Source organism: Streptomyces sp. NPDC087844 (genome assembly GCF_044742785.1).
GTDB lineage: Bacteria > Actinomycetota > Actinomycetes > Streptomycetales > Streptomycetaceae > Streptomyces.
Genome location: NZ_JBIUVD010000001.1, coordinates 835,131 through 860,831, shown reverse-complemented (window position 1 = coordinate 860,831; position 25,701 = coordinate 835,131). Strand labels below are relative to the sequence as shown.

Below are 25,701 nucleotides of genomic sequence, written 5' to 3'. Positions count from 1 at the left end.
AGGGGCTGCTCCCTCCGGTGAAAGCCGGGGGAGCAGCCCCTGTGACGTGTGACGCTGCGGACGGACCGCGCAGAAGCCGCCCCGAGGACGGGACGGCACCCTGAGGACGGGACAGCACAGGGCCCCGGAACCGGCGCAGTGGTTCCGGGGCCCGGTCGGGGTGGATCCTCAGATCCGCCGGAGCACCGCCACGACTTTCCCGAGGATGGTCGCCTCGTCACCGGGGATGGGCTGGTAGGCGGAGTTGTGCGGCAGCAGCCACACATGGCCGTCCTCGCGCTTGAAGCGCTTGACCGTCGCCTCACCGTCCAGCATGGCCGCCACGATGTCGCCATTCTCCGCGACCGGCTGGCGACGGACGGTCACCCAGTCGCCGTCGCAGATCGCGGCTTCGATCATCGAGTCGCCGACGACCTTCAGCACGAACAGCTCACCGTCGCCGACCAACTGCCGGGGCAGCGGGAAGACGTCCTCGACCGACTCCTCGGCGAGGATCGGACCACCGGCGGCGATGCGGCCGACGAGCGGGACGTACGACGCCGCCGGCTTTCCGGCCGTGTCGGTGGGCTGCGCGGTGGACTGGTCGGATCCGCGGACCTCGTAGGCCCTGGGGCGGTGCGGATCGCGGCGCAGGAAGCCCTTGCGCTCCAGTGCCATCAGCTGATGGGCCACGGAGGAGGTGCTGGAGAGGCCGACGGCCTGTCCGATCTCCCTCATGGACGGTGGGTATCCCCGCCGCTGGACGGAGTCCCTGATGACCTCGATGACGCGGCGTTGCCGGTCGGTGAGCCCGGAGCTGTCCGCCCGGATGCCTGGAGGTCGGCCCGGCAGGGAGCGGGCGGGCTTGGGCCCCTCCTGGTTCGCGGTTTCATTCATGGCTTGCACCGGCTCAAATTGGCCCTGGGAGCGGTCCTGGGCAGTGATGGTGGCACTGTCTGCGGTGGTGGTCACGTCGGCCCCTCTCGTTCGTCTCCCTGCTGGACAACGGTAGTTGCTTTCGAAAGGTTGCGCCAAACACACGTTCGAGTGAAAAAACGCGAATGGCCTTACGTGATCACGCGTCTGGGTGTATGGCTACCGCTGCACGAGGCGGACGAAGGTGCTCGGTGCCGCACTTTCTCGTACTTTCGCCGCCGATGCCGTGGCCTTGTGGGTCGGAACGGGGCGAAGGCCAGTCTGCCATCAGGTGCCCGGTGGATCGGGAACCGGCCCCCGTACCGCTGCCGCACACCGTATCCCCGTACGCTCCCCGCCGGAATGGACGCGCGGCACATGCCGATACGGGTGCGACACGCGCGTAGAGCGTGAAATCCGGGTCAGGCCCTACATATAGTGGTCGGAGTTCCGCAGCGGCCCAGAAGTTGTGGTCCCCCGGTCTTCCAGGTCCTAGGTCATCGCCTATGCTTGGGGCTGCTTCGAGGGGCTCACGGGCCTGCCGAGGCTATCGAGTCGTGCTGTGCGAGGAGGGTTGGATTCGATGCATTGCCCCTTCTGCAGGCACCCCGACAGCCGTGTCGTCGACAGTCGTACGACGGACGACGGCACGTCGATCCGCAGGCGCCGCCAGTGTCCCGACTGCGCCCGTCGGTTCACGACCGTGGAGACGTGCTCCCTCATGGTGGTGAAGCGGTCCGGAGTCACCGAGCCGTTCAGCCGTACGAAGGTCATCAACGGCGTCCGCAAGGCCTGCCAGGGGCGGCCCGTCACGGAGGACGCACTCGCTCAGCTCGGACAGCGGGTCGAGGAGGCGGTGCGGGCCACCGGGAGTGCCGAACTGACCACCCACGACGTGGGACTGGCCATACTCGGCCCCTTGCAGGAGCTCGACCTCGTCGCCTATCTGCGGTTCGCGTCCGTGTACCGGGCGTTCGGCTCGCTGGAGGACTTCGAGGCAGCCATCACGGAACTCAGGGAAGAGACGCAGGGCCCCGCCACGGCCGACGAAGACGTGTGCGAGGGGTGCCAAGGAAGCGACCGCGGGTCCGGTGAGGCTGTCGAAGTCCCCGTGCCCGCAAACGCCGCCGACTGACGAGAAGGGCCGGCACCGGCCCTGCCGATCGGCGGCGACCACATACCTGTTGCGAGCGGACGCGTAGGCGGTGCTCGCAATACCAGAAAACACACCGTGCCCCGGGAAGAACGAGGCACTTCAGGGCGTTTTAGCCTGATACAGGGAGGCGGCATGACAGAGACGGCGAGCGGTCCGGCACGAGGTTCCCGCGCGAAGGGCACCAAGGCCACCAAGGGACTGCGTATCGAGCGCATTCACACCACCCCGGGCGTGCACCCGTACGACGAGGTGTCCTGGGAGCGCCGTGACGTCGTCATGACCAATTGGCGCGACGGCTCGGTCAACTTCGAGCAGCGTGGCGTCGAGTTCCCCGACTTCTGGTCGTTGAACGCGGTCAACATCGTCACCAGCAAGTACTTCCGGGGTGCCGTGGGCACTCCGCAGCGCGAGGTGAGCCTCAAGCAGCTCATCGACCGCATCGTGAAGACGTATCGGAAGGCCGGCGAGGACCACAACTACTTCGTCTCGCCCGCCGATGCCGAGATCTTCGAGCACGAGCTGGCGTACGCCCTCCTGCACCAGATCTTCAGCTTCAACTCGCCGGTGTGGTTCAACGTCGGCACGCCCCAGCCGCAGCAGGTCTCCGCCTGCTTCATCCTGGCCGTCGACGACTCCATGGAGTCGATCCTCGACTGGTACAAGGAAGAGGGCATGATCTTCAAGGGCGGCTCCGGCGCCGGCCTGAACCTCTCCCGGATCCGCTCCTCCAAGGAACTGCTCTCCTCGGGCGGCAACGCCTCGGGTCCTGTCTCCTTCATGCGCGGTGCCGACGCCTCCGCAGGAACGATCAAGTCGGGCGGCGCGACGCGCCGCGCGGCCAAGATGGTCATCCTCGACGTCGACCACCCCGACATCGAGGACTTCATCCAGACCAAGGTGAAGGAAGAGGAGAAGATCCGCGCCCTGCGCGACGCGGGCTTCGACATGGACCTGGGCGGCGACGACATCACGTCCGTCCAGTACCAGAACGCCAACAACTCGGTCCGCGTGAACGACACGTTCATGAAGGCCGTCGAGAACGGCGAGAAGTTCGGCCTGACGTCCCGTATGACCGGAGAGGTCATCGAGGAGGTCGACGCCAAGGAACTCTTCCGCAAGATGGCGGAGGCGGCCTGGGCGTGCGCAGACCCGGGCATCCAGTACGACGACACGATCAACCGCTGGCACACGTGCCCGGAGTCCGGTCGTATCAACGGCTCGAACCCGTGCAGCGAGTACATGCACCTGGACAACACGTCCTGCAACCTCGCCTCGCTGAACCTGATGAAGTTCCTGAAGGACGACAACAAGGGCCGCCAGTCCTTCGACGTCGAGCGCTTCTCGAAGGTCGTCGAGCTCGTCATCACGGCGATGGACATCTCGATCTGCTTCGCGGACTTCCCGACCCAGAAGATCGGCGACAACACCCGCGCCTTCCGCCAGCTGGGCATCGGCTACGCCAACCTCGGCGCCCTGCTGATGGCGACCGGTCACGCGTACGACTCCGACGGCGGCCGCTCCCTCGCCGGCGCCATCACCTCGCTGATGACCGGCACCTCGTACAAGCGGTCCGCGGAGCTCGCCGCGGTCGTCGGTCCGTACGACGGCTACGCCCGTAACGCGCAGCCGCACCAGCGCGTCATGAAGCAGCACTCCGACGCCAACGCCGTTGCCCCCCGTGTGGACGACCTGGACACGCCGATCTGGGCCGCTGCCACGGAGTCCTGGCAGGACGTGCTGCGTCTCGGCGAGAAGAACGGCTTCCGCAACGCGCAGGCCTCGGTCATCGCCCCGACCGGCACCATCGGTCTCGCGATGTCCTGCGACACCACCGGCCTTGAGCCCGACCTCGCCCTGGTCAAGTTCAAGAAGCTGGTCGGCGGCGGCTCGATGCAGATCGTCAACGGCACCGTCCCGCAGGCCCTGCGCCGCCTGGGCTACCAGGAGGAGCAGATCGAGGCGGTCGTCGCCCACATCGCCGAGAACGGCAACGTGATCGACGCTCCTGGGCTGAAGACCGAGCACTACGAGGTGTTCGACTGCGCCATGGGCGAGCGTTCCATCTCCGCGATGGGCCACGTCCGCATGATGGCCGCGATCCAGCCGTGGATCTCGGGCGCGCTCTCCAAGACGGTCAACCTGCCGGAGACGGCGACCGTCGAGGACGTCGAAGAGGTCTACTTCGAGGCGTGGAAGATGGGCGTCAAGGCGCTCGCGATCTACCGCGACAACTGCAAGGTCGGCCAGCCCCTCTCCGCGAAGACCAAGGAGAAGGCGAAGTCCGCGACCGACGCCGTCACGGCCAAGGCCGAGGACACCATCCGTACCGCGGTCGAGAAGGTCGTCGAGTACCGCCCGGTGCGCAAGCGCCTCCCGAAGGGCCGCCCCGGTATCACCACGTCCTTCACGGTCGGCGGCGCCGAGGGCTACATGACCGCCAACTCCTACCCGGACGACGGTCTCGGCGAGGTCTTCCTGAAGATGTCGAAGCAGGGCTCCACCCTCGCGGGCATGATGGACGCCTTCTCGATCGCCGTCTCCGTAGGCCTGCAGTACGGCGTGCCCCTGGAGACGTACGTCTCCAAGTTCACCAACATGCGCTTCGAGCCGGCCGGTATGACGGACGACCCGGACGTGCGGATGGCACAGTCGATCGTCGACTACATCTTCCGCCGCCTGGCGCTCGACTTCCTGCCCTTCGAGACGCGTTCCGCCCTCGGCATCCACTCGATCGACGAGCGCCAGCGCCACCTGGAGACGGGCTCGTACGAGTCGAGCGAGGAGGACGTCGACGTCGATGTCGAGGGGCTGGCCCAGTCCGCGCCCCGCGCGCAGGAACTGAAGGCCGTCGTCACCCCGAAGGCCGAGGTCGAAGCGGTCAAGCCCGCTCCGCAGCAGGCCCACACCAGCGCCGAGCTGGTGGAGATGCAGCTGGGCATCCAGGCGGACGCCCCCCTGTGCTTCTCCTGCGGTACGAAGATGCAGCGGGCCGGTTCCTGCTACATCTGCGAGGGCTGCGGTTCGACCAGCGGTTGCAGCTGATCCCTGGCGGACCCACGCACCGAGCGGACCCACGCACCGAAGGGGCGGCACAGTCACAGACTGTGCCGCCCCTTCGGCGTGTGTGCGTACTTCCAGCGTGTATGCGTACTTTCAGCGCGTGTGCCCAGGGCACGTGGCTTCAGGACGCGTCATCGTTGCCCATGATCCTCGCGAAGGTCGCCGGATCCGCGTCGAAGCCCCGGACGGCGGGACGGAAGGTCCACTCTCCGGAGTTGTCACGTACGAACTCCGCGACCGTCGTGGCCGTGGCCCCGAGGACGCCGCCGAAGTCGTCCTCGGACAGGACGGTGTAGCCCTCACGGATCCGCAGGGCCGGGTTGGTGACGCCGACGAACGTGCGCCGTCCGGTGCGCTGCTGAATGGCGACGCCGACCATCACGCGCGTGTAGCGCTTGTCCAGACGATTCAGCTCCAGGGTCATCACCTCGTCCCAGCCGAAGCCCTTGCCGTCCTTGCTGTCCCGGTTGAGATAGATGGTGCCGTCCGGGGAACGGCTGCCGAAGTGCACTACGTAGTCGGGGTTCTCATGGGTGTCGGTCGCGAGATAGGTGGCGGCGACGATGTCCAGATCGATGGCCGGTTCCCCGGTGGGACTGGGATCCCATTTCACCGAGACCTCGACCTTGCTGATGCCCTTGTTGAGGCCGTTCACCGCACATCCCTCCTGGTGCCCCTGCGTCGGCCGCCTCAACTGCTGGGCAGGTGAGGCGTGTTGCCCATCGTGCCACGCGCACGGGGGCGCTCGCGCGGATGCAGTGCGCCCGAGGGTGACCGACGCCACGTTCCTGGGCCTTACGATGGCGCCGTGCTGGTCAAGTGGATTCGCTGCACCGTGGTGGACCGCCGCGGTTTCGAACGGGGACAGCGAAAATGGGCGGGACTTCTGGGGGAGCCGGGATTCCGGGGGCAGGGCGGGGGCTGGAGCCGGGGAAGGCCCGGAGTCGCCCACATCTTCGCCTTCTGGGAGAGCCGTGCCTTCTACGACTCCTTCATGGCGCGCTCCCATGACCGGCTGGCCGCGTCCCAGTCGGGCACCTTCAAGGACCAGTACGCCACACTCTTCGACCACCGTTTCGACGTGAAGACCGGCTTCGAACCGCGCTTCACGGAGGCCGATCTCGTGCGGGTGGCGCACTGTCGCGTGCACGAGGAGCGCGCCGAGCATTTCGCGCTGATGCAGGAGAAGGTCTGGAACCCCGCGATGGCCGGCTCGCCCGGCATGGTGCGGGGCCTGTTCGGCGAGGCGCCCGGCCCCGAGTTCCTGGTCCTGTCGATGTGGCAGTCGGCCGCCGAGCACGGCAAATACCGCGCCGAGCGGGTGGAGCGGCTCGCCCTGCGAGCCCAGATAGAGGCGGACGTCGTGGCGCTCACGGGGGACATAGTCCAGTTGGAACCGACCTGGACCGTCTGAGTAAGCCTTCATGGCGTCCTGACGGCGTCCTGACGGAGTTCCATGAGGCCGCGATTTGTGTGACCTGCGACGTATGAAGCCCGTACGAGTGCTCGATCGGGCGTGACCCGATCTAGGGTTCCGGTATGGCACGTCCACGGCGCATCGTTCTTGTCCGGCACGGCGAGTCGGTGGGCAATGCCGATGACTCCGTCTACGAGCGTGAACCCGACCACGCTCTGGCACTCACCGAGAAGGGGTGGCAACAGGCGGAGGAGACGGGCAAGCGGCTCAGAGAGGTCTTCGGCCGCGAGCCGGTAAGCGTTTACGTCTCCCCGTACCGCCGCACGCACGAAACCTTCAGGTCCTTCCATCTGGACCCCGGCCAGGTCCGCGTCCGCGAGGAGCCCCGGTTGCGCGAGCAGGACTGGGGGAACTGGCAGGACCGGGACGACGTACGGCTCCAGAAGGCCTATCGCGACGCGTACGGGCATTTCTTCTACCGCTTCGCACAGGGCGAGTCGGGCGCCGATGTGTACGACCGGGTCGGCAACTTCCTGGAGAGCCTCTTCCGGAGCTTCGAGGCACCCGATCACCCGCCGAACGTGCTCCTGGTGACCCACGGTCTGGCCATGCGGCTGTTCTGTATGCGCTGGTTCCACTGGACGGTCGCCGAGTTCGAGTCGCTGTCGAACCCTGGGAACGCGGAGATGCGGATGCTCGTCCTCGGGGAGGACGACCGCTACACGATCGACCGTCCCTTCGAACGCTGGCGTGATCCGGAGTCGTACGGGGCCACGGGGTAGTCGGCTCATGGCGTCACCGGGGTGGTAGCGCACCAGGATGGTGTTTCACCAGGGTGGTGTTTCACCAGGGTGGTGCTGTATCCGTCATCCGCCAACTGTTGTCCGGCGACTGTCGTCCGTCGTCCGTGTCTGTTGTCTTTTGTCTGGAATCCGTGCGCAACGAACTAGAGTGGCAGGGCGATGACCGCTGACTCCTCTTCCGCCGGGCGCTTCGACCGTGCCCTGGCCAGCCTGCGCGGTCTCGCGGTCGGGGACGCGCTGGGCTCACAGTTCTTCGTGCCCGCGAACTATCCGCTGCTCCAGGACCGCGCATTGCCACCAGGGCCCTGGAAATGGACCGACGACACGGAAATGGCCGCCTCCGTAGTGGCCACTTTGGCCGCCCATCACCGCGTCGACCAGGACGAACTGGCCCGCTCCTTCGCCGAGCACCATGACGCCGACCGGGACTACGGTCCCGCGGTGGACGGGCTGCTCCGGCAGATCAGGGAGGGTGGTGACTGGCGCGAACTGTCCTCGGCCCTCTTCAAGGGGCAGGGCTCGTGGGGCAACGGCGCGGCGATGCGGATCGCCCCGCTGGGCGCCTGGTACGCGGACGACCCGGAGCAGGCCACGCACCAGGCCGAGATCTCGGCGTATCCCACCCATCAGCACCGCGAAGCGGTGGTCGGCGCCATGGCCGTGGCGGCCGCCGCCGCGCTGGCCGCGGCGCCGGGAGGGCCGCCCAGGCCCGACGCGCTGCTCGACGGTGTCATCGATCTCGTGCCGCGCAGCGCCGTGGGCGCGGGTCTGCGGCGCGCTCGGGACATGCTCGACTACGGGGACACGACCACGGTGGCGGCCGTCCTCGGCTGCGGCCGGCGCACGACCGCGCACGACACGGTGCCGTTCGCACTCTGGTCGGCGGCGCGGGCCCTCGGTGACTACGAGGAGGGCTTCTGGGCCACCGCTCAGGTGGGCGGCGACATGGACACGACCTGCGCCATCGTCGGAGGCGTTGTGGCCGCCGGGGCGGCCGGGGCCCCTCCCGCGAAGTGGCTTGAGCGCACCGAGGCGCTGCCGGGCTGGCTGACAGCGGCAGATGCGTTCTAGGCGTCGGGGGCCGTTCAGCAGCGCTTGAGGCGAGCTGTTGGCGGTTGACAGCGGGTGCCGGGCTCAGCTCGTGGGCCACGCGCGCGTGCCCTCTTTTCGCCCGCCCCACGTGTCGATCCCTGTCACAGACCTGCCACAGAGAAGCCTTGCCCCGCTGTCCCGAGAGCCCCGCGGTTACCCTTTCCGCCACGCCGATCGTTGATCATCAAGTCGTCGGCGCCGACGAGAAACCGGTTCCTGAGCTTCCCCCGCAGCCGTGTGCTGCGTGCTGCCCGGACCGGTCGGGGAGGGGGTCCTGTGTCCGACAAACCGTCCGAGGCCGAGCCGCGAAGGTCGGAGACCGAGGAGTCAGCGGATGCTGTGGTGCACTCCGTCAGCGATGCCGATGCCGATGACGATGGCGACGGCGATGCCGATGACGATGGCGACGGCGATGCCGATGACGTCGAGGAGTCGAAGGGCACCGTTCCCGCGGACCTCGACGGGGACGAGAACCGGGACGGTCCCGCCGTGGAGTCCTGGTTCGCGGACATCCAGGCGGATACTCCGGCGCCCGTCCGTACCGCGACTCTCTGGGCCGCTCTGGCCACCGGACTGCTCAGTATGCTTCTGCTCGGCGAGGGCCTGGCGCTCAATCTTCTGCTGGTGGCGATACCCATCACGCTCGGCGTGTACTTCGCGGCCGGGAGGGCGGGCCGACGACCACGTCCCTGGACGCTGGTGTGGGGCGGCGGCGGACTCGCCCTGTTGATCGTTCCGGCACTGCGTGACGCCGCCTGGCCGTCGTTCCTCGCCATCGTCGCCGCTCTGGCGGTGGGCTCGCTCGCCCTGCACGGCGGTCGTACCTGGACAGGGATGCTGTTCGGTCCGATCGGCCTCTACACCTCGCTGGTCACCGGTCCGGGCTGGGGCTGGCGCGGATTGCGCGAACGGACCGGCGGGGCACGCGGCAACGTAGGCCCGGTGCTGCGCGCGATCGCGGTGGCCGCCGTTCTGCTGGTGGTCTTCGGCGCCCTCTTCGCCGGCGCGGACGCGGCTTTCGCCGACCTCCTGGCGGACCTCGTGCCCGACGCGTCGGTCTCCGGTGGTCCCTGGCACGCCGTCCTGTTCGTGATCGGCGTGGTCGGTGCTCTGGCGGCGGCGTACACGGCTGCGGCACCCGTGCAGTGGGACCGCGTCGCGGTGCCTCCGGGCCGTGCCCGCGACCGCGTCGAGTGGGCGTTGCCCCTGGTCCTGCTCGTCGCGCTCTTCGCTGTCTTCAACGCCGTCCAGCTGGTCGTGCTGCTCGGGGGATACGACGCCGTCCTGAGGAAGACCGGCCAGACGTACTCCGAGTACGCGCGTCAGGGCTTCTGGCAGTTGCTCCTGGTCACACTCCTCACGCTGCTCGTCATCGTCCTCGCCCTGCGCTGGGCGCCCCGGGACGACTTGCGCGACCGGACGCTGGTACGCACCGTCCTCGGCACCCTCTGTGCCCTCGCCCTCGTGGTCGTGGCCTCGGCGGTGCGGCGTATGGACATGTACGTGGAGGCGTACGGGCTGACCCGGCTGCGGATCTCCGTGGTGACCGTCGAACTCTGGCTCGGCCTGGTCATCGTGCTCATCATGGCGGCCGGCGTCCTCGGAGCCCGCTGGCTGCCGCGCGTGGTGCTGGCCGGCGCCGCCGCGACAGTGCTCGTCTTCGGGCTCGTGTCGCCCGACGGACTGATCGCCGAGCGCAATGTCCAGCGGTACGAGCGGACGGGCACGTTCGACCTCGACTACGCGCGCGGGTTGTCCGCCGACGCCGTGCCGGCTCTGGACAAACTTGATGAGCCTCTGCGCTCCTGTGCCCTGAAGACCATCGCCGAGGACCTGGGGGAGAACGCCGGCCCGTGGTACGCCACGAGTTGGGGCGAGGCACGCGCCCGGCACATCCTCGACGAGCGCAAGCCGTCCCCCAAGGCCGACTGGCGCGTGTGCAGCCGCTTGGACCAGGAGCTGGCGTACCGCTGAGGCGGGGCGCAGAGGGCGCGTACCGCTCACGTACCGCTTCACATACCGCTTCACGTACCGCTGAAGTCGCCGCGCGCCTGCTGCGTACGCGCCGCTTCGGACGGGTCCGTGCGATGTGCCGCCGCATCGACCGCGTAGGAGCCAAGGAGCCAAGGAACCAAGGAGCCAAGGAACCAAGGAACCAAGGAGCCAAGGAACCAAGGAGCCAAGGAACCAAACAGGCCGGGCCGCCGTTTCTCATACGGCGGCCCGGCCTGTTCATCGCTTCCGGGACGCTGGTCGGTCAGCCCGCCGCGACCCCCGCCGTGCCCGACAGCGCCTCCAGGTCGCTCTTGCGGACCCGGATGACCAGTGTGGCGACGGCAAGAGCCAGCACGGCCATGGCGACGGCCGGCAGGAAGGCCGTGGAGATGCCCTGGGCGAGCACCTCGTGACTCCAGGGAGCGGGCAGCTGGTGCGTGGTGGCGAACTCCGCCTTCTGCTCGGCCGAGGCGTTGGCCATGAAGTCCGTGACCTGCTTCTCCGCCTCGTCACGGCTCGCCGTACCGAAGACCGTGGTGAGGATGGAGAGGCCGAGCGAACCGCCCACCTGCTGTGTGGCGTTGAGCAGTCCGGACGCGGCGCCCGCTTCGTGGGCGGCGACTCCGGAGACCGCGGTCAGGGTCAGTGTCACGAAGTTCAGCCCCATGCCGAAGCCGAACAGCAGCATCGGACCGAGCACCCCGCTGACGTACGAACTGCCGGGGTCGATGAAGGTCAGCCAGCCGAGCCCGATCACCACGAGGGTCGAGCCGACCACCATGAACGGTTTAGGGCCGAGCACCGGCAGGAACCGCTGCGACAGACCCGCGCCGGTGCCGATCGCGAACGTGATGGGGAGGAAGGCCAGGCCGGCCTCGATGGGCGTGTACTGCAGCACGTTCTGTACGAAGATGACGATGAAGAAGAACATGCCGAACATCGCCGCGGCCAGGCTCAGCATGATCACATACGTACCCGAGCGGTTGCGGTCGGCGAACATCCGCAGCGGTGTGATCGGTTCCTTGGCCCGGGACTCGACCAGCGCGAAGGCCACCAGGAGGACGATCGCGGTGCCGAAGGACGCGATGGTGAGACTGTCCCGCCAGCCCTCCTCCGCGGCTCGGATGAAGCCGTAGACGAGCGAAGCCATACCGAGCGTCGAGGTCAGCGCGCCGGCGATGTCGAAGCGTCCGGGATGCCGCTCGGACTCGCTGATGTAGAGCGGTGTGACCACGGCGATCAGTACACCGATGGGTACGTTGACGAAGAGGACCCAGCGCCAGTCGAGCCACTCGGTGAGCATGCCGCCGGCGAGCAGCCCGATCGCGCCGCCGCCGGCCGAGACCGCGGCGAAGACCCCGAACGCCCTGTTGCGCTCGGGCCCTTCGGGGAACGTCGTCGTGATCAACGCCAGCGAGGTGGGGGAGGCTATCGCGCCGCCCACCCCTTGGAGTGCGCGTGCCGCCAGCAGTTGCCAGGGCTCCTGGGCGAGTCCGCCGAGCAGCGAGGCGACCGTGAAGAGCAGGATGCCGGACATGAAGACCCGGCGCCGGCCGAGGATGTCACCGGCCCGGCCGCCGAGCAGCAGCAGACCGCCGAACGTGAGCGTGTAGGCGCTGACCACCCAGGTGAGATCCGTGGTGGAGAACTTGAGCGCGCCTTGAATGTGCGGGAGCGCGATGTTCACAATCGTCGCGTCGAGTACCACCATGAGTTGGCAGGCCGCGATGACGGTGAGCGCGATGCCGGGATGCCCCTCCCGGCGGGCTGCTCCTGGCTTCTGATCTTTGATCAACGGAGAGGTTGTCACTATTGAGTCCCCCACGAGTGCGTTAGTGAACGCTCGCGTTCACTGTCGCGTCAAAAGGTAGTGAGTCCCCGACAGTGAACGCAAGCGTTCACTGAAGTCGCTCCCGACTGGCGCCACTTGACCGCTCACGGACCCCCGCCCGTATGCCGCGTACGTACATGTGTGCGAACGTGCGTGCCCCTCGCCCGCTCACATGGAGACAGGCTCATGGTTACTTCGAGTTGGACGGCCGCCCCCGCTCAGGCGGCCTCCCCGCGCAGGCGCGGCGCCGTACTCGAACGCGCGATCCTCGATGCCGCGCTGGAGCAGCTCAGCACGGTCGGCTGGAACGGCCTCACGATGGAGGGTGTCGCGGCCGGCGCCCAGACGGGAAAGGCCGCGGTCTACCGCCGCTGGCCGTCGAAGGAGGACCTCGTCGCGGACGCGCTCCAGGCCGGGCTGCCGTCGCTCGTGGACGTACCCGATCTGGGAAGTGTGCGGGACGACCTGCTGGAACTGTGCCGGCGGGCGCGCGAGGCGATGTTCTCGCGCCCGGGATTCGCGCTGCGCTCGGTGATTCACGAATGCGACTCGTCCCAGGCCCAGCGTTTCCAGGAAGTGATCCTGTCGGGGGTCGTGGAGCCGACGATACGCCTGCTCGGCGAGGTCGTCGACCGTGGAATCCGGCGGGGAGAGGTCCGGCCGGAGGCGGCGAACTCCTATGTCCTCGACGCCATTCCGGCGATGATGATGTACCGCTCCAAGATGTGCGCGAGCGAATGGAACGAGCGGGACATCGAGGAGATGATCGACCAGCTCATGGTTCCGCTGCTGCGACCGGACGGCGCCTGACCGGGCTTCCGCGGGCACCTTGGGCGGGCCTCGGGGTGATGCTGGGCAGGCTTCGGAGTGGCCCGTGGGCGAGCCTCCGTGTAGCTCCTGGGCGGGCTTCGGTGTGGCTTCTGGGCGGGCCTCGGTGTAACTCCTGAGGGGCCTCGGGGTGGCCAGGTCGGAGGTGTGTCGGCGCTGGGGGGAACCGGGTGTCGTGTGCGGTTCCGGGCGGCGTAGGCTGAGCCTGTCATGCCGTACGAACCACCAACCCACACCGTCGAGCGCTCCCTGCGCGCCACGACCGGAGCGAAGGTCATTGCCGGTGTCGACGAGGTGGGGCGCGGCGCCTGGGCCGGCCCGGTCACCGTCTGCGCGGCGGTCACAGGCCTGCGTCGCCCGCCCGAAGGCCTCACCGACTCCAAACTCCTCACCGTCAAGAGGCGCACAGCACTCGCCGAGATACTGGCGGAGTGGGTGACGTCGTACGCCCTGGGGCATGCTTCTCCGGAGGAGATCGACCAGCTGGGGATGACGGCCGCACAGCGGCTGGCCGCCTGCCGCGCCCTCGAAGCGCTGCCGGTGCGTCCCGATGCCATCATTCTCGATGGAAAACACGACTACCTGGGCATTCCGTGGCAGGTCCGCACGGTGATCAAGGGCGACCAGTCCTGCGTCTCCGTAGCGGCGGCCTCGGTGATCGCGAAGGTCCAGCGCGACAAAATGATGGCCGAACTGGGTGTCGACCATGCAGACTTCGGTTTTGCGGCCAACGCCGGGTATCCGTCACCGGTTCACCGGGCCGCGCTGGAGATGCGGGGCCCCACCCCGTACCACCGGCTGTCGTGGGCGTATCTTGATGCGCTGCCCCAGTGGCGGCACCTCAAGAAGGTCCGCAGTTGGGCGGATGGAAGCGTTCCGGAGATCGAAGGGCAACTCGGCTTCGACTTCTGACGGTTCTGTTCGCACTCATGTGCCACCCGCTTGCGCGAGTCGCACCGGCGTTTGATAAAAATCAGCTCATGCCTCTCATTCCCGAGGAGCCTCAGATTCACGAGAGTGCCCAGGGTCCCCGCGTCAGTCCGGCCACCGGCCGGACCGCGCCGACCCCCCGCCCCGTACCCGGCCCCCGCCCCGCGGCACCTCCGCGTCCAGGCCGTCCGGGTCCTGTCCGGCCGATGCCGCCTGTGCAACGCACGCCGCGCGACACGGCCGTCGCCAAGCCGGGGCCTGCCGCTCCGGCGGCCCCAGCCCTAGCCCAGGCCGCAGCCCCAGCCGCAGCCTCGACTCCGACGATCCAGCTGATCCCGGCCTCGGCCGAGGGCGCGCTGGACGCCGCGGAGGAAGCGGTCGACCTGCTCCTGGACTCGGGCAGGGCCCCCGGTGAGGTGCTGGTGATCACCACCGGCGAACCACACCCGTGGGCCGCGCACGAGCTCTCCTTCGGCGAGGCCGCGTACTGGGCCCAGCACGACGCGGGAGACGACGTGTTCTACGCCGACGCCTCCGCTGTCGGTCGTGCCGCGTCCCGGCCCGTGGTCGTTGTCGCCGTCAATGGCGGGCCCGACGCCACCGCTGCCACCGCGCTGCCGCTGGCCCTCGGCCGAGCCGGTGCCCTGCTGATCTGCTGCGGGGACCCGCAGCAGATCAACTCGGTACTGGGCGCGGGGGTCTGAGAACCCCGCTCTTCCAGGGGGTTCTCACGGCTCGGATGCCACCGCGGTGGCATCCGCTCGGAGCATGCACAGAGGACGGTTCGACGTGTGCCGGTACGGGGGACGTGCCGGCGTGACGCCGTCGTTGTGATGCGGCCGTTGTGATGCGGCGTGCGCGTGAACGCGTGAACGATTCTGATCGCGGCACGGTCATGCGTATCTGCACGACGCCGAGATCCGTTGGAGTCGGCCGAGGTCGTCGGCTTCTGCGCGCAGTCCGGTGTCGACTCCGATATCAACTGCGATACCAACTCCGGTGTCGGTTGGGCTCGGTTTCGGCGTCGCGCGCGGCTGTGCGGTTGTTGCGTGCGGTCGTGCAGGTGCAGGTGCAGGTGCAGGTGTTTGTGCCGGTGCTTGTGCGATGTGTCTGCGGGGTAGTTGTGTGCGTCGGTTGGTTTGACGCGTATCGCCGTAGCAGCCGTGTGCGTGAGTTCCTGGTCACGTCGTGCGCAGGGGCGGTTCGCGGTCGGGCTCGTGCCGACGGCCGAAGTCGGCCGTCGGCTCAGCGTGCGGCCGCGCGGCGCAGTACCTCCGAGGCGGACCCACCGGTGCGCGGCTGTATGGACTCGGCCGCCGCGGACGACTCCAGCGATTCCGGTGGCGAGTCCGCGTTGGGCCGGCGGCCTCCGCGTCCCTCGCCGAGCACCTGCCAGCCGTCACGTGTCAGCGTGATGTACGCCCCGCAGCGCAGGCCGTGCAGTGTGCAGGCGTCGCGCAGCCCCCACATCCACGCCCCGTCCTCCTCCGTCCACCGCGCGTCGCCGTCACGGCAGTAGAGCAGCACGGCGGTACGCACCGGTGTGCGGCGCCGCAGGTCGTGCGGGATGACCCGGCGCAACTGCGCGAGCAGCGCGTTGCGGAACATCCAGCCGTCCGCCGGAGCCGACCGTCTGACGAAGGAAGCGCTCGCGTTCAGCCGTTCGTCGGGATCGAGCACCGCCACGATCGCGGTCGTGGGGCCGGGCCGATGCCGGGAGTGCAGCCCGCTGACGACCTCCCGGGGATTGCGCAGAAGCGGAATCCCCGCAGCGGCCCATTCGGCGGGTTCGAGCATCCGGGTCAGTGGATTGGCGGAAGTGGCGGCCGTCGACATCGATGCCGCCGAGGACGGAGCGAATCCGAAGGTCACGGTCCTCCCTTCGGCTACGCGCCCACACAGCGGGCGAGGTCGGACTGGGGGAGCGCGCCGCAGCACAGCCCGAACGGACAACCTCGGGAGGCCACGCGGGGCGCGAGGCCAATTCTTCCTGTCGAACTTGGTTGCGGCAACGAGCAATTGGGGTCACCGACCGTTATCTGGCGATCCGCTGCTTATATCCCTGCTCGGTATTTACCACCGCACCGCAGGAATCAACCTTGTACGGCGAGTACCAGCGGCAACACCCCCTGTGCGCCGGCCCGCCGCAGCATGCGCGCGGCCACCGCGAGCGTCCAGCCGGTGTCGGTCGAGTCGTCCACGAGCAGGACGGGTCCATCGGCTCCGGCGAGCGCCGCGGCCAGACCGGGCGGCACCACCAGCGCACCGTCGAGGGCCTTCAGCCGCTGCGCGCTGTTGCTTCTGGAGACCTGTGCGGCGTCGGCGCCCGGGGCGTACTCGATGGAGCCCAGCAGGGGCAGGCGGCCGACCTCGGCGATCCGCGCACCCAGCGACTGGACGAGCTGCGGCCGGCGCTGCGAAGCCATGGTGACGACGCCGACCGGGCGTGGCATGGCGCCGGAACCGCCCGAGGCCCAGCCGCCCGGCCCCTTCGCCCAGTCGGCCAGCACGCCGACGACCGCCTGAGCCACATCATCCGGAACAGGTCCGTCCGGGGTCTGGGGGCCGAGCATCGGCCGCAGCCGGTTGCCCCAGCCGATGTCCGAAAGCCTTCCCAGCGCCCGTCCGGTCGCGGCCTGTTCCCCGGCCGGGATGCGTCCCTTCAGGTCGACGCCCACGGCGGGCAGGCCTGTGGGCCACATCTTCCGGGGATCCACTTCGATACCCGCGCGGCCGAGCTCGCCACGCGCCGAGTCCAGGGCGGACGAGGACACGGCGTCGGAGAACCGCGGCTTCGTGCAGGTGTCACAACGCCCGCACGGGGCGGCTCCCTCGTCGTCCAGCTGTCGGCGCAGGAACTCCATCCGGCAGCCGGTCGTCGTCACGTAGTCGCGCATGGCCTGCTGCTCGGCCGCGCGCTGCTTGGCGACCCACGCGTAGCGCTCGGTGTCGTACGTCCACGGGGTGCCCGTGGAGATCCAGCCGCCCTTGACGCGCTTCACGGCGCCGTCCACGTCCAGGACCTTGAGCATCGTTTCGAGCCGCGACCGGCGCAGCTCCACCAGGGGTTCGAGCGCGGGGAGTGACAGCGGGCGACCCGCCTGCCCGAGAACATCGAGGGTGCGCCTGACCTGCTCCTCCGGAGGGAAGGCGATCGATGCGAAGTACTGCCAGATCGCCTGGTCCTCCTTGCCGGGCAGGAGCAGCACCTCGGCATGCTCGACACCACGGCCCGCGCGACCCACCTGCTGGTAGTAGGCAATGGGTGAGGACGGCGAACCCAGGTGCACCACGAAGCCGAGGTCGGGCTTGTCGAAGCCCATGCCCAGCGCCGATGTGGCGACAAGGGCCTTGACGCGGTTGGCGAGCAGGTCCTCCTCGGCCTGCTGGCGGTCCGCGTTCTCCGTCTTCCCCGTGTACGAGGTCACGGTGTGCCCGGCCTGCCGGAGGAAGGCGGTGACCTCCTCGGCGGCGGCCACGGTGAGTGTGTAGATGATCCCGGAGCCGGGCAGCTCGCCCAGGTGCTCGGCGAGCCAGGCCATCCGATGGGCGGCGTCCGGCAACTGCAGCACGTTCAGGCTCAGACTTTCGCGGTCCAGGGGGCCACGCAGGACGAGGGCGTCCGTGCTTCCACCGGTGCCCAACTGCTCGGCGACGTCGGCGGTCACACGCGCGTTGGCCGTGGCAGTGGTCGCGAGGACCGGGACGCCAGAGGGAAGGTCGGCGAGCATGGTGCGCAGGCGGCGGTAGTCCGGGCGGAAGTCGTGGCCCCAGTCGGAGATGCAGTGCGCCTCGTCCACCACGAGGAGACCCGTCGCTGCCGCCAGCCTGGGCAGCACCTGGTCCCGGAAGTCCGGGTTGTTGAGCCGCTCCGGGCTCACCAGAAGGACGTCGACCTCACCTTCGGCCACCTCGTCCTGGATCGTGTCCCACTCCTCCGAATTGGACGAGTTGATGGTCCGCGCCCGGATGCCGGCGCGTGCGGCTGCCTCGACCTGGTTGCGCATGAGGGCGAGGAGGGGGGAGACGATCACGGTGGGACCGGCTCCTTGCTCCCGCAGCAGCGCGGTCGCGACGAAGTACACGGCGGACTTGCCCCAGCCGGTGCGCTGCACGACCAGGGCCCTGCGCTTGTCGGCCACGAGGGCCTCGATGGCGCGCCACTGGTCCTCGCGCAGCCGGGCGTCGCCCCCCGGCGCGCCGACGAGGCGGGCGAGGACGGTGTCGGCCGCTGTGCGCAGCTCTTCGTTGCTCATGGCCCCATGCAACCCGATGGGTCGGACATCGCGCGAATGAGCCGGTCCGCTGTGGACAACTTCTGACGTGCTCATGGTCCTGGTTATCCACAGGGCAAAGCGGAATTCCGGGTTTCGCGGGATGGTCACGGCATGACGAACCACAGCGAACCAGCCGAGAACCTCGGCGACGGCGACACCGGCCGACGCGACGAAACTGCCGAGCAGAACAGCACGGACAGGCAGAGCAGGCAGAGGAGGCAGAGCAGGCAGGACGGGGCGGACGGGTGGGGTGAACTGGGCGGACCGGGCATGGATCACGTTGGACGGCGGGATAGCCACGACCGTACGACCTCTGTCGGCTCGGCACAGGGCGTGGCCGCCGACGTACACGGCGCGGCCGGCAGCCTGGGTCCGGACCACCAGGTCACCCTCCGCACCCCGGCCGAACTGGCCGATGCCCTGCCGTACCTGCTCGGGTACCGGCCCGAGGACAGCATCGTGCTCGTCGCCCTGCACGACAGGGACGGGCGTGGCCGTTTCGGCGGCCGGGCCCGACTCGGCATCCCGAGCCACGCGGACGACTGGCCGTCCGTGGCGCAGCAGTTGACGCACGGTCTGGTGAAGGGCAGCGAGCGCAGGGGTGCCCTGCCCGAGAGCATGGTTGCCTTCCTCTGCCAGGAACCCAGGGAAGGAGAGTCGGGCCGGGCAGTGACGGAACGCCTGCGTCCGCTCGCACAACTGCTGCGCAAGGCCTGCGGAGTACTCGATGTCCCCGTGATCGAGGCACTGTGCATCTCGGACGGCCGCTTCTGGTCGTACTGCTGCCCCAGCGAACACTGCTGTCCGCCGGACGGTACGTCCATGGGGCTGCCGGGCACGTCTGTGCTGGCCGCGGCCGCCACCTATGCCGGGCTTCAGGTGCGGGGCACCCTGCGGCAGCTACGGGCGAGGCTCACTCCATGGGAGAGCGAGGCGGCGCTGCAGCAGGAATCCGCCCTCGACGCGGTGAGCATGGCGCTGATTCCCCGAATTCTGGACGACGGGAGCCGCGCCGGTGTGGCGGCCAGGACCCTGGAGCTGGCTCACCAGGTCATGTGCCGGTTCGCCGACGCCACCTCTGCCGCTCCTGGGCCCGGCACACTGCCGGCGGATCTCCGGGACGACGAGCTACTGCGTCACGAGGAGGCGGCCACGTTGATCCTCGGTCTGCAGGACCGCACGACACGGGACCGGGCGGCGGAGTGGATGGAGGGGGACGAAGCCGGACCGGCTCTGCGCCTCTGGCGGGCCCTGGCACGCCGCTGCGTCGGATCGTACGGGGAGCACGCAGCGGCGCCTCTCACGCTCGCCGGGTGGGTCGCCTGGTCCTCCGGCGACGAACTGGAGGCCCGCGAAGCACTGGCCATGGCGCTCGGAGCGGATTCCGGGTACCTCTTCGCCCGCTTGCTCCACCAGGCGTGCAACGAGGGTCTGGACCCGGAGTCGATCCGCCGCTGTCTACGAGGGGAGCGCGCCGACCGTGTCGACGGTGAGGTGCTTACCCCGCCGGTGGCGGGTGTGGGGCCGTCGGACGCCGATGGGGCGCCCGGAGATGTGCCGGCGGGACCTGTCAGGGTTTCCGCCCGCCACCGACGTCGGTCGCGGGTAACGGAGGGCGCAGCCGACCGGCCTGGTTCCCGACCGGCCGGTGCCGGTGGCACGCGCCGCCCTCGGTCCGCCGCTTCCGGCTCCGGGGCCCCCGCAGAGGGAGGTCCAGGCCGAGGCGGCGACAGCGCTGGTGGTGCGGCTCGCCCTCGCCGAAGTGCTGGGAACACGGGAAATGCCGGGCGGACCGGAACGCCGAAGAGCGTGGCGAGGGGTGAGGCGAGGGGTGAGGCGAGGGGTGATACGAGGGGTGAGGCGAGGGGTGATACGAGGGGTGAGGCGAGGGGTGATACGAGGGGTGAGAGGTGAGGGGTTTTCGGTGAGGTCGACGGGGTGCGAGTGGGGGTTTTTGCCTGTCGGGGTCAGGGTCGGGCTCGGGCTCGGGACTAGAGCCAGGGCCTTGGTCCGGAGATGGCAATGTCAATGGCAATGGGCACGGGTGTCGTGCAGGTGGTGGAGTGGGTCGTCTTCGGGCCGGCGTGAGGCAGCCGGACTCCGGTGTGGAGGCGGGTCGGGCGTCGGTGTCGGCGGATCGGCCGGTCGGGTCCGATCGGTGGGCATCCGCGGTCGAGGGCGTGACTCGGGACAGGCCGGCCCCGTTCATCTGAGTGGCGCAGCCCTCAGGCGTGCCGTGCCATCGCATCGGCCCCGCCCTGTCGGAGCCCTCGCACATCGCCGAGCCCTCGTACACCGCCGAGCACCCACTCAGCGCACGGAGCACAGAAGAAGCCGCCCCATGCCTTCGCCCACCCCGTCCTCCATGCCTTCCGTTCCGAACAGCGACCCCTCGCCCTTCGGCAGGTCCGCACAGCCCTCCATAGGCCGCGGCGCTGTCCCGGCCCCGCAGCCAGCGCCGGTCGTGCAGCGCGGCACGGTGACTCCGCCACCCGCCCACGCCGCACTGATCTGTGTCGCCCTGCCAGGACTGGCGATCTCCACGCAACAGGGACAGCTGACGGGCCATGGACTGGAGGGCTTCTATCGATCAGGTCGGCGCGTGCTCTCCCGATGCCGGCTGCGGGTGGCGGGCCGGGAGCCGCTCGCCGTCCAAGCCTGGATGGTCGCGCCCGACCAGGCGCGATTCGTGGCGGTCCTGAGCCTCTCCGCCGACGGTGGACCCGACCCGGACGTCCTGGTCGAACGCATGCGATACGCGGACGGCACGGAGCGGATCACCCTGCGCAGTGCGGCCGGCCGGCCTCTGCGCCTCCCCGTCGAGGTGGCACTCGGCACGGACCTGGCCGAATTGGGTGCGGTCGCGGCGGGGAGGGCCGGCCCCGATCTGCCGGCCAGTGTCCACGACTCGGGCATGCGGTGGTCGTGTGCCACCGGGCACTCCGTTGTCACGGCCGACCCGCCGCCTTCCGACGCGCTGGCCTCGGCCGGGCTGCTGCGCTGGGAGTTCGAACTGCCTCCCGGCGGCACCCGGAGCGTGGAGCTGAAGGTACGTCGGGCAGGGGCAGGGGGAGGGGCCATCCGGGCCGTCGTACGCGGGGCCAGTCCACTTGCTCCGGCACGGGCCGCAAGTGACGATCCCAGGGTCGCGACGCTCCTGCGCACGAGCATCGAGGATCTGCAGGCTCTCCTCCTGCGTGATCCCGCGCAGCCGTCCGACACGCATCTGGCGGGCGGGGCACCCTGGCGCTGCGGATTGGCACCGGCCGAGGCCCTCGCGGCAGCACGCATGACTCTGCCGCTGGGCACGCGCCTCGCCGCGGGGACCCTGCGGACCCTCGCCCGCACCCAACTCGTGGGCGCTGGACCTCGATCCGGTCTGATTCCTGGCCCGCGCCGGCAAGTCGGCGCCCGACTGCCACCGAGCTGCACGGGGCAGGAAGCGACGCTGCTGTTTCCCGTGGTGCTCGCGGAGGCCCGCCGCTGGGGGCTGTCCGAGCCGGAGACGGAGGAGTTGCTGCCCGCGGCCGAACGTTGCCTCCAGTGGCTGCGGTCCGCCGTCGGTGACGGTACGTATCTGGGGGACCCGCACCCGGGCGGGCCGTGGCGCTGTGAGACGCAGGCGCACGCTCACCGGGCCGCTCTGCTGGGCGCCGACATCCTCGACGCGTACGACAGAGGAGGCGGCGTCGAGCTGCGGCAGTGGGCGGAGAAGATGAGGACAGCGTTCCGGGAGGATTTTTGGATCGAGGACAGAGGTGGCGGCAGACCGGCCGCTGCCCGTCTGCCGGGTGGACGGCTCGTACCGCACCTCGGCTCCGGCGGTGCCCACCTGCTCGACACCGGACTGCTCGGCGCCGGCACACCGGCGCCGGGTCTGCTCGACATGGTGCAGACGGAACAGCTCGCGCGCCTGTTCGGCGGGCCCGCCATGGACTCGGGCTGGGGGCTGCGCAGCCTCGGTGTGAAGGAGACGGGCTACAACCCGTTCGGGCATCGGAGCGGGGCCGTGCGCGTCCACGAGACGGCTCTCGCCGTGGCGGGACTGGCCGCCGCGGGTCACGAGAAGGAGGCAGGTTCACTGCTGCTGGGCGTGCTGGCGGCGGCCGAGACCTTCGGTCACCGGCTGCCGGAGATGTACGCGGGGGAGCAGCGTACGGAAGGCGGTTCCCCGGTTCCGCATCCAACGGCCTGCAGACCGGCGGCCACAGCCGCCGCCGCCGGCGTCCTCCTGCTCGCCACGCTCACCGGGATCCGTCCCGACGCCCCGGCTCGCACGGTGACGCTGCGTCCGGTACGCGGTGCTCCTCTGGGAGAGATCGGGCTGACCGGCCTGCGGGTCGCGGGCGCCCCCTTCTCCGTACGCGTCAGCAGGCTCGGTCTGGCCATGGTCGAGGAGGCGGCCGACGGACTTCAGTTGGGGGCGTGAGGGTCAGTCCCCCGCCGACCTGGTCTCACGGGGGGCGCGGTGTCCTGTCCGAGAGCGTCGGATCAGCCATGTGAGCGACCGGTGAAAGGAGTGTTTATCGTCAGGCAGACGACTATGATCGCGGCATGCCCTACGACCCGTCAGCTTTCGCGCCGTTCGCCGTCACCGTCGACCTGGTCGTGCTGACCGTGCGTCGTCACGCCCTGTGCGCGCTGGCGATCCGCAGGGGCGAGCCGCCCTTCCAGGGGCGGTGGGCGCTGCCCGGCGGTTTCGTGCGGCCCAACGAGGACCTGTCGCAGGCCGCGGCGCGGGAGCTGATGGAAGAGACCGGGCTGTGCGCGCATGCCCCGGATGCTCCCGCGCAGGCGAACGGGGCTCACCTGGAGCAGCTCGCGACCTATGGCGACCCCAAGCGTGACCCGCGCATGAGGGTCGTCAGCGTCGCCCATCTCGCCCTCGCGCCCGACCTGCCCGCGCCCAGAGCCGGCGGAGACGCCAACAGCGCGCGTTGGGCTCCTGTCGAGGACCTGCTTCAGCAAGGTGGTTACGGACGTGACGGGGAACAGGCCGCGCCGCTCGCCTTCGATCACGCCCAGATCCTGTCGGACGGCGTGGAGCGTGCCCGTTCCAAGATCGAGTACTCGTCGCTGGCCACGGCTTTCTGTCCGCCCGAGTTCACGGTCGGCGAGCTGCGCAGGGTGTACGAGGCGGTGTGGGGGGTGGCGCTCGATCCGCGCAACTTCCACCGCAAGGTGACCGGTACGCCGGGTTTCCTCGTTCCTACGGGTGGGACGACGACCCGGCAGGGCGGGCGCCCCGCCCAGCTCTTCCGGGCGGGTGGCGCCACCCTGCTCAATCCGCCGATGCTCCGCCCCGAAGTCTGACGCCGAGCCGAGAGCGATCGGCCACGACGCCGACAACCCGGCCAAGCGGCCGGACCGGTACGGAGACTGCTCCCTCGCACGCCCAAGGTGACCGGAAAACGGTATATATCGCGCTATCTTGCTTTGGGTGATCCAGGCCATCGGACTGACCAGTAACGCCTGCAAGGAGTTGCCACCCGCTGTCGACGACGTCTCCTTCGAGGCGCCCGGCGGCCGTGTCACGGCGCTCCTCGGAGCCCCGGGCGCAGGCAAGACGACCGCCCTCAGGCTCATGCTCGAACTGCAACAGGGCCGCGGTATCACCTACTTCAGAGGCCGCCCGCTGCACCGCATCGCCCACCCCTCGCGCGAGGTGGGAGTTCTGCTCGGCGAGGTTCCCGGCCACCCGGCACGCACAGTGCGAGGCCAACTCCGCATGCTGTGTGCCGCGGCGGGCGTACCCGCACGCCGCGCGGACGACGTCCTGGAGGTGGTGGGTCTGGTCAGCCTGCGCGACGAACGTCTGGGAACTCTCTCGCGAGGTATGGACCGCCGCCTGGGTCTCGCCTGCGCTCTGCTGTCCGATCCGCACACCCTCGTGCTCGACGGTGCCACAGACGGACTCTCCGCTCGCGAAAGCCGCTGGCTGCACGGGGTGCTGCGGGCCCATGCCGGTGCGGGCGGCACCGTGCTGTTCGCCACGGACGACCCCAGGGAGGCCGCGCGGACGGCGGACCGGGTCGTCACGCTGGAGAAGGGCCGGCTCGTCGCCGACCAGGAGGTCGCCGATTTCGCTCGCACCCGGCTCCGGCCCCGAGTCGCCGTCCGAAGCCCGCACGCCGCTCGGCTCGGTGCTCTGCTGATCAAAGAGGCCCGCGCTGCCCGGTGCTCCGTGGAGGTCGTGCGGGAGGACGGCAATCGCCTCTCCGTGTACGGCAGCACCTGTGCCGACATCGGCGAGTCCGCCTACCGCCACGGCATCCTCGTACACCAACTCGCCGACGAGATTGGAGACATGGGGGCGACGCCAGCGCCGCAACCGCAAACGGAACCTCAACTGGAACTGGAACCGGAACCGGAACCGGAGAAGAGTCTTCGCGAGACTGAGACTGAGACTGAGACTGAGACTGAGACTGAGACTGAGACTGAGACTGAGACTGAGACTGAGACTGGCGCTGAAGCCGAGGTCGGAGTCGGGGGTGCGGTCGTGGCGTCGGTGCGGAGTGCGGGGGTGCAAGGCGTGCGCGAGCTGTCGCCCCTGCCGCCGCCCATCACCGTCCGCCAAGGCGTCGGCCCTCTGTGGCCGCTGCGCTACGAGCTGCGCCGCGCGGCGGGGGTCGGCACGGGCTGGCTTACTGCGGCCGGCGTGCTCGTCGTCTCCGCCCTCATCGCCGTACTCCTGGCCAGAGCGGGACACACGCCGCAGTCGCGGCTGCTCGCCGCGTGGCCGCGGGACTTTCCCCTGCCGCCCGCGGCGCTCGGTGCGGGGCTGCTCGGTGCCTTCGCCAGCGGTGACGAGTTCCGTCACCCCGCCCTGGCCGCGGACCGCGGCACCGTCCCCCGTCGCCTGGGGCTGCTGGCCGCCAAACTCGTCGTCGCCGCGGCCACTGCGCTGACGCTCGCCCTCGGCGTGGTGGGTCTGAACGCCGAACTGCTCTACCTCGTCTACGGACGGGAGCTGACCGGAGTTCCGCCGGACTGGATCCCCTTGGGTGCCAGTTGGATCGGCCTCGTGATCGGCTGCGCCTGGGCGGGGGTTCTGGCGGCAGGGATCTTCCGGTCCACGACCGCCGGCCTCGCGGCGGTCCTCGCCGTGCCGATCCTGGTCGTACCGATCGTGCAGAAGGTTTTGGAGGGGCCGTCGGTCCGCACGGCTGCCGGGGTCTCGACCCGGCTGCGTGAGCTCGTACTGGTGCGGTGGCCGTTCGGGGGCGAGCAGTATCTGGTCGCTGCGGCAGGGATGATCGCTCAACCCGTCGCCAGCGCACTGATGTTGTCACTCACAGCTCTGCTCTGCGCATATCTGCTCACGACCCTGCGGAGCCGGGTCCGATGACGACCGCCTGTGCACGTGTGTTCCCCTCATGTGCGCAACTCCGCGCAGAACGCCCATTTCTTTCCGATAA

Annotated in this window: 18 protein-coding genes; 13 read left to right on the top strand and 5 right to left on the bottom strand. The window is 69.4% G+C overall.

What is annotated here, in order from left to right; translation table 11 throughout:
* Nucleotides 1–168 precede the first annotated feature (168 nt).
* Complete coding sequence (gene lexA, locus ACIOKD_RS03440) at nt 169–951, bottom strand: transcriptional repressor LexA (RefSeq protein ID WP_402077507.1); 783 nt, start codon at nt 949–951, stop codon at nt 169–171.
* Between the two features lie 526 nt (nt 952–1,477).
* Here lexA and nrdR point away from each other — a divergent pair.
* Nucleotides 1,478–2,029 carry a transcriptional regulator NrdR gene (nrdR, locus tag ACIOKD_RS03435; RefSeq protein WP_402077505.1) on the top strand — a complete coding sequence of 184 codons (552 nt, stop codon included), beginning with the start codon at nt 1,478–1,480 and terminating at the stop codon, nt 2,027–2,029.
* Nucleotides 2,030–2,182: 153 nt separating this feature from the next.
* Nucleotides 2,183–5,092 carry a vitamin B12-dependent ribonucleotide reductase gene (locus ACIOKD_RS03430; protein WP_402077502.1) on the top strand — a complete coding sequence of 970 codons (2,910 nt, stop codon included), beginning with the start codon at nt 2,183–2,185 and terminating at the stop codon, nt 5,090–5,092.
* A 139-nt stretch (nt 5,093–5,231) separates the two neighbouring features.
* Here the strand turns inward: ACIOKD_RS03430 and ACIOKD_RS03425 are convergent, their stop codons facing one another.
* Complete coding sequence (locus tag ACIOKD_RS03425) at nt 5,232–5,765, bottom strand: TerD family protein (RefSeq protein ID WP_402077499.1); 534 nt, start codon at nt 5,763–5,765, stop codon at nt 5,232–5,234.
* Between the two features lie 153 nt (nt 5,766–5,918).
* Between ACIOKD_RS03425 and ACIOKD_RS03420 the strand changes: the two genes are divergently transcribed.
* The 4 genes from ACIOKD_RS03420 (at nt 5,919) to ACIOKD_RS03405 (ending at nt 10,396) form a co-directional block, all read left to right on the top strand.
* Nucleotides 5,919–6,524, top strand: coding sequence for a YdbC family protein (locus tag ACIOKD_RS03420; protein ID WP_189774568.1), 606 nt, complete (start codon nt 5,919–5,921; stop codon nt 6,522–6,524).
* 125 nt (nt 6,525–6,649) lie between these two features.
* Nucleotides 6,650–7,309 (top strand): histidine phosphatase family protein, encoded by a 660-nt coding sequence (locus tag ACIOKD_RS03415; protein ID WP_402077497.1) that lies wholly within the window; start codon nt 6,650–6,652, stop codon nt 7,307–7,309.
* A 180-nt stretch (nt 7,310–7,489) separates the two neighbouring features.
* Nucleotides 7,490–8,401, top strand: a complete 912-nt coding sequence (locus ACIOKD_RS03410; RefSeq protein ID WP_402077494.1) for an ADP-ribosylglycohydrolase family protein — start codon at nt 7,490–7,492, stop codon at nt 8,399–8,401.
* Between the two features lie 510 nt (nt 8,402–8,911).
* Nucleotides 8,912–10,396: a DUF4153 domain-containing protein gene (locus ACIOKD_RS03405; protein ID WP_402077696.1), complete on the top strand. Its 1,485-nt coding sequence runs from the start codon at nt 8,912–8,914 to the stop codon at nt 10,394–10,396.
* 283 nt (nt 10,397–10,679) lie between these two features.
* Here the strand turns inward: ACIOKD_RS03405 and ACIOKD_RS03400 are convergent, their stop codons facing one another.
* On the bottom strand, nt 10,680–12,227 hold the full coding sequence (locus ACIOKD_RS03400; protein ID WP_402077491.1) for an MFS transporter: 1,548 nt from the start codon (nt 12,225–12,227) through the stop codon (nt 10,680–10,682).
* 207 nt (nt 12,228–12,434) lie between these two features.
* Between ACIOKD_RS03400 and ACIOKD_RS03395 the strand changes: the two genes are divergently transcribed.
* The 3 genes from ACIOKD_RS03395 to ACIOKD_RS03385 all read left to right on the top strand — a co-directional run bounded on the left by ACIOKD_RS03395 (nt 12,435) and on the right by ACIOKD_RS03385 (nt 14,710).
* Nucleotides 12,435–13,058 (top strand): TetR/AcrR family transcriptional regulator, encoded by a 624-nt coding sequence (locus ACIOKD_RS03395; protein ID WP_402077488.1) that lies wholly within the window; start codon nt 12,435–12,437, stop codon nt 13,056–13,058.
* Between the two features lie 228 nt (nt 13,059–13,286).
* Entirely contained in the window at nt 13,287–13,988 is a 702-nt protein-coding gene (locus ACIOKD_RS03390) for a ribonuclease HII (RefSeq protein WP_402077486.1), read from the top strand.
* 68 nt (nt 13,989–14,056) lie between these two features.
* On the top strand, nt 14,057–14,710 hold the full coding sequence (locus ACIOKD_RS03385) for a hypothetical protein (RefSeq protein WP_402077483.1): 654 nt from the start codon (nt 14,057–14,059) through the stop codon (nt 14,708–14,710).
* Between the two features lie 541 nt (nt 14,711–15,251).
* Here ACIOKD_RS03385 and ACIOKD_RS03380 read toward each other — a convergent pair.
* Together ACIOKD_RS03380 and ACIOKD_RS03375 are read right to left on the bottom strand one after the other, a co-directional pair.
* Nucleotides 15,252–15,878, bottom strand: a complete 627-nt coding sequence (locus ACIOKD_RS03380) for a hypothetical protein (RefSeq protein WP_402077481.1) — start codon at nt 15,876–15,878, stop codon at nt 15,252–15,254.
* Between the two features lie 221 nt (nt 15,879–16,099).
* Nucleotides 16,100–18,262 (bottom strand): RecQ family ATP-dependent DNA helicase, encoded by a 2,163-nt coding sequence (locus ACIOKD_RS03375; protein WP_402077479.1) that lies wholly within the window; start codon nt 18,260–18,262, stop codon nt 16,100–16,102.
* 132 nt (nt 18,263–18,394) lie between these two features.
* Here ACIOKD_RS03375 and ACIOKD_RS03370 point away from each other — a divergent pair, with 132 nt between their 5' ends.
* The 4 genes from ACIOKD_RS03370 to ACIOKD_RS03355 all read left to right on the top strand — a co-directional run bounded on the left by ACIOKD_RS03370 (nt 18,395) and on the right by ACIOKD_RS03355 (nt 25,631).
* Nucleotides 18,395–20,197, top strand: coding sequence for a DUF4192 family protein (locus tag ACIOKD_RS03370; protein ID WP_402077477.1), 1,803 nt, complete (start codon nt 18,395–18,397; stop codon nt 20,195–20,197).
* A gap of 427 nt (nt 20,198–20,624) precedes the next feature.
* A complete protein-coding gene (locus ACIOKD_RS03365; RefSeq protein ID WP_402077474.1) occupies nt 20,625–22,712 on the top strand; it encodes a glycogen debranching N-terminal domain-containing protein in 2,088 nt (695 codons plus the stop codon).
* 125 nt (nt 22,713–22,837) lie between these two features.
* The gene (locus tag ACIOKD_RS03360; protein WP_402077471.1) at nt 22,838–23,596 is read left to right on the top strand and encodes an NUDIX domain-containing protein; all 759 of its coding nucleotides are present in this window, start codon (nt 22,838–22,840) and stop codon (nt 23,594–23,596) included.
* A gap of 127 nt (nt 23,597–23,723) precedes the next feature.
* Nucleotides 23,724–25,631 carry an ATP-binding cassette domain-containing protein gene (locus ACIOKD_RS03355; protein WP_402077468.1) on the top strand — a complete coding sequence of 636 codons (1,908 nt, stop codon included), beginning with the start codon at nt 23,724–23,726 and terminating at the stop codon, nt 25,629–25,631.
* Nucleotides 25,632–25,701 lie beyond the last annotated feature (70 nt).

Excerpts from the sequence above, each read along its gene's own strand:
- nrdR (WP_402077505.1), top strand. The coding sequence starts at position 1,478 with ATGCATTGCCCCTTCTGCAGGCACCCCGACAGCCGTGTCGTCGACAGT.
- ACIOKD_RS03430 (WP_402077502.1), top strand. The coding sequence starts at position 2,183 with ATGACAGAGACGGCGAGCGGTCCGGCACGAGGTTCCCGCGCGAAGGGC.
- ACIOKD_RS03415 (WP_402077497.1), top strand. The coding sequence starts at position 6,650 with ATGGCACGTCCACGGCGCATCGTTCTTGTCCGGCACGGCGAGTCGGTG.
- ACIOKD_RS03410 (WP_402077494.1), top strand. The coding sequence starts at position 7,490 with ATGACCGCTGACTCCTCTTCCGCCGGGCGCTTCGACCGTGCCCTGGCC.
- ACIOKD_RS03395 (WP_402077488.1), top strand. The coding sequence starts at position 12,435 with ATGGTTACTTCGAGTTGGACGGCCGCCCCCGCTCAGGCGGCCTCCCCG.
- ACIOKD_RS03390 (WP_402077486.1), top strand. The coding sequence starts at position 13,287 with ATGCCGTACGAACCACCAACCCACACCGTCGAGCGCTCCCTGCGCGCC.
- ACIOKD_RS03385 (WP_402077483.1), top strand. The coding sequence starts at position 14,057 with ATGCCTCTCATTCCCGAGGAGCCTCAGATTCACGAGAGTGCCCAGGGT.
- ACIOKD_RS03375 (WP_402077479.1), bottom strand. The coding sequence starts at position 18,262 with ATGAGCAACGAAGAGCTGCGCACAGCGGCCGACACCGTCCTCGCCCGC.
- ACIOKD_RS03370 (WP_402077477.1), top strand. The coding sequence starts at position 18,395 with ATGACGAACCACAGCGAACCAGCCGAGAACCTCGGCGACGGCGACACC.
- ACIOKD_RS03365 (WP_402077474.1), top strand. The coding sequence starts at position 20,625 with ATGCCTTCGCCCACCCCGTCCTCCATGCCTTCCGTTCCGAACAGCGAC.
- ACIOKD_RS03360 (WP_402077471.1), top strand. The coding sequence starts at position 22,838 with ATGCCCTACGACCCGTCAGCTTTCGCGCCGTTCGCCGTCACCGTCGAC.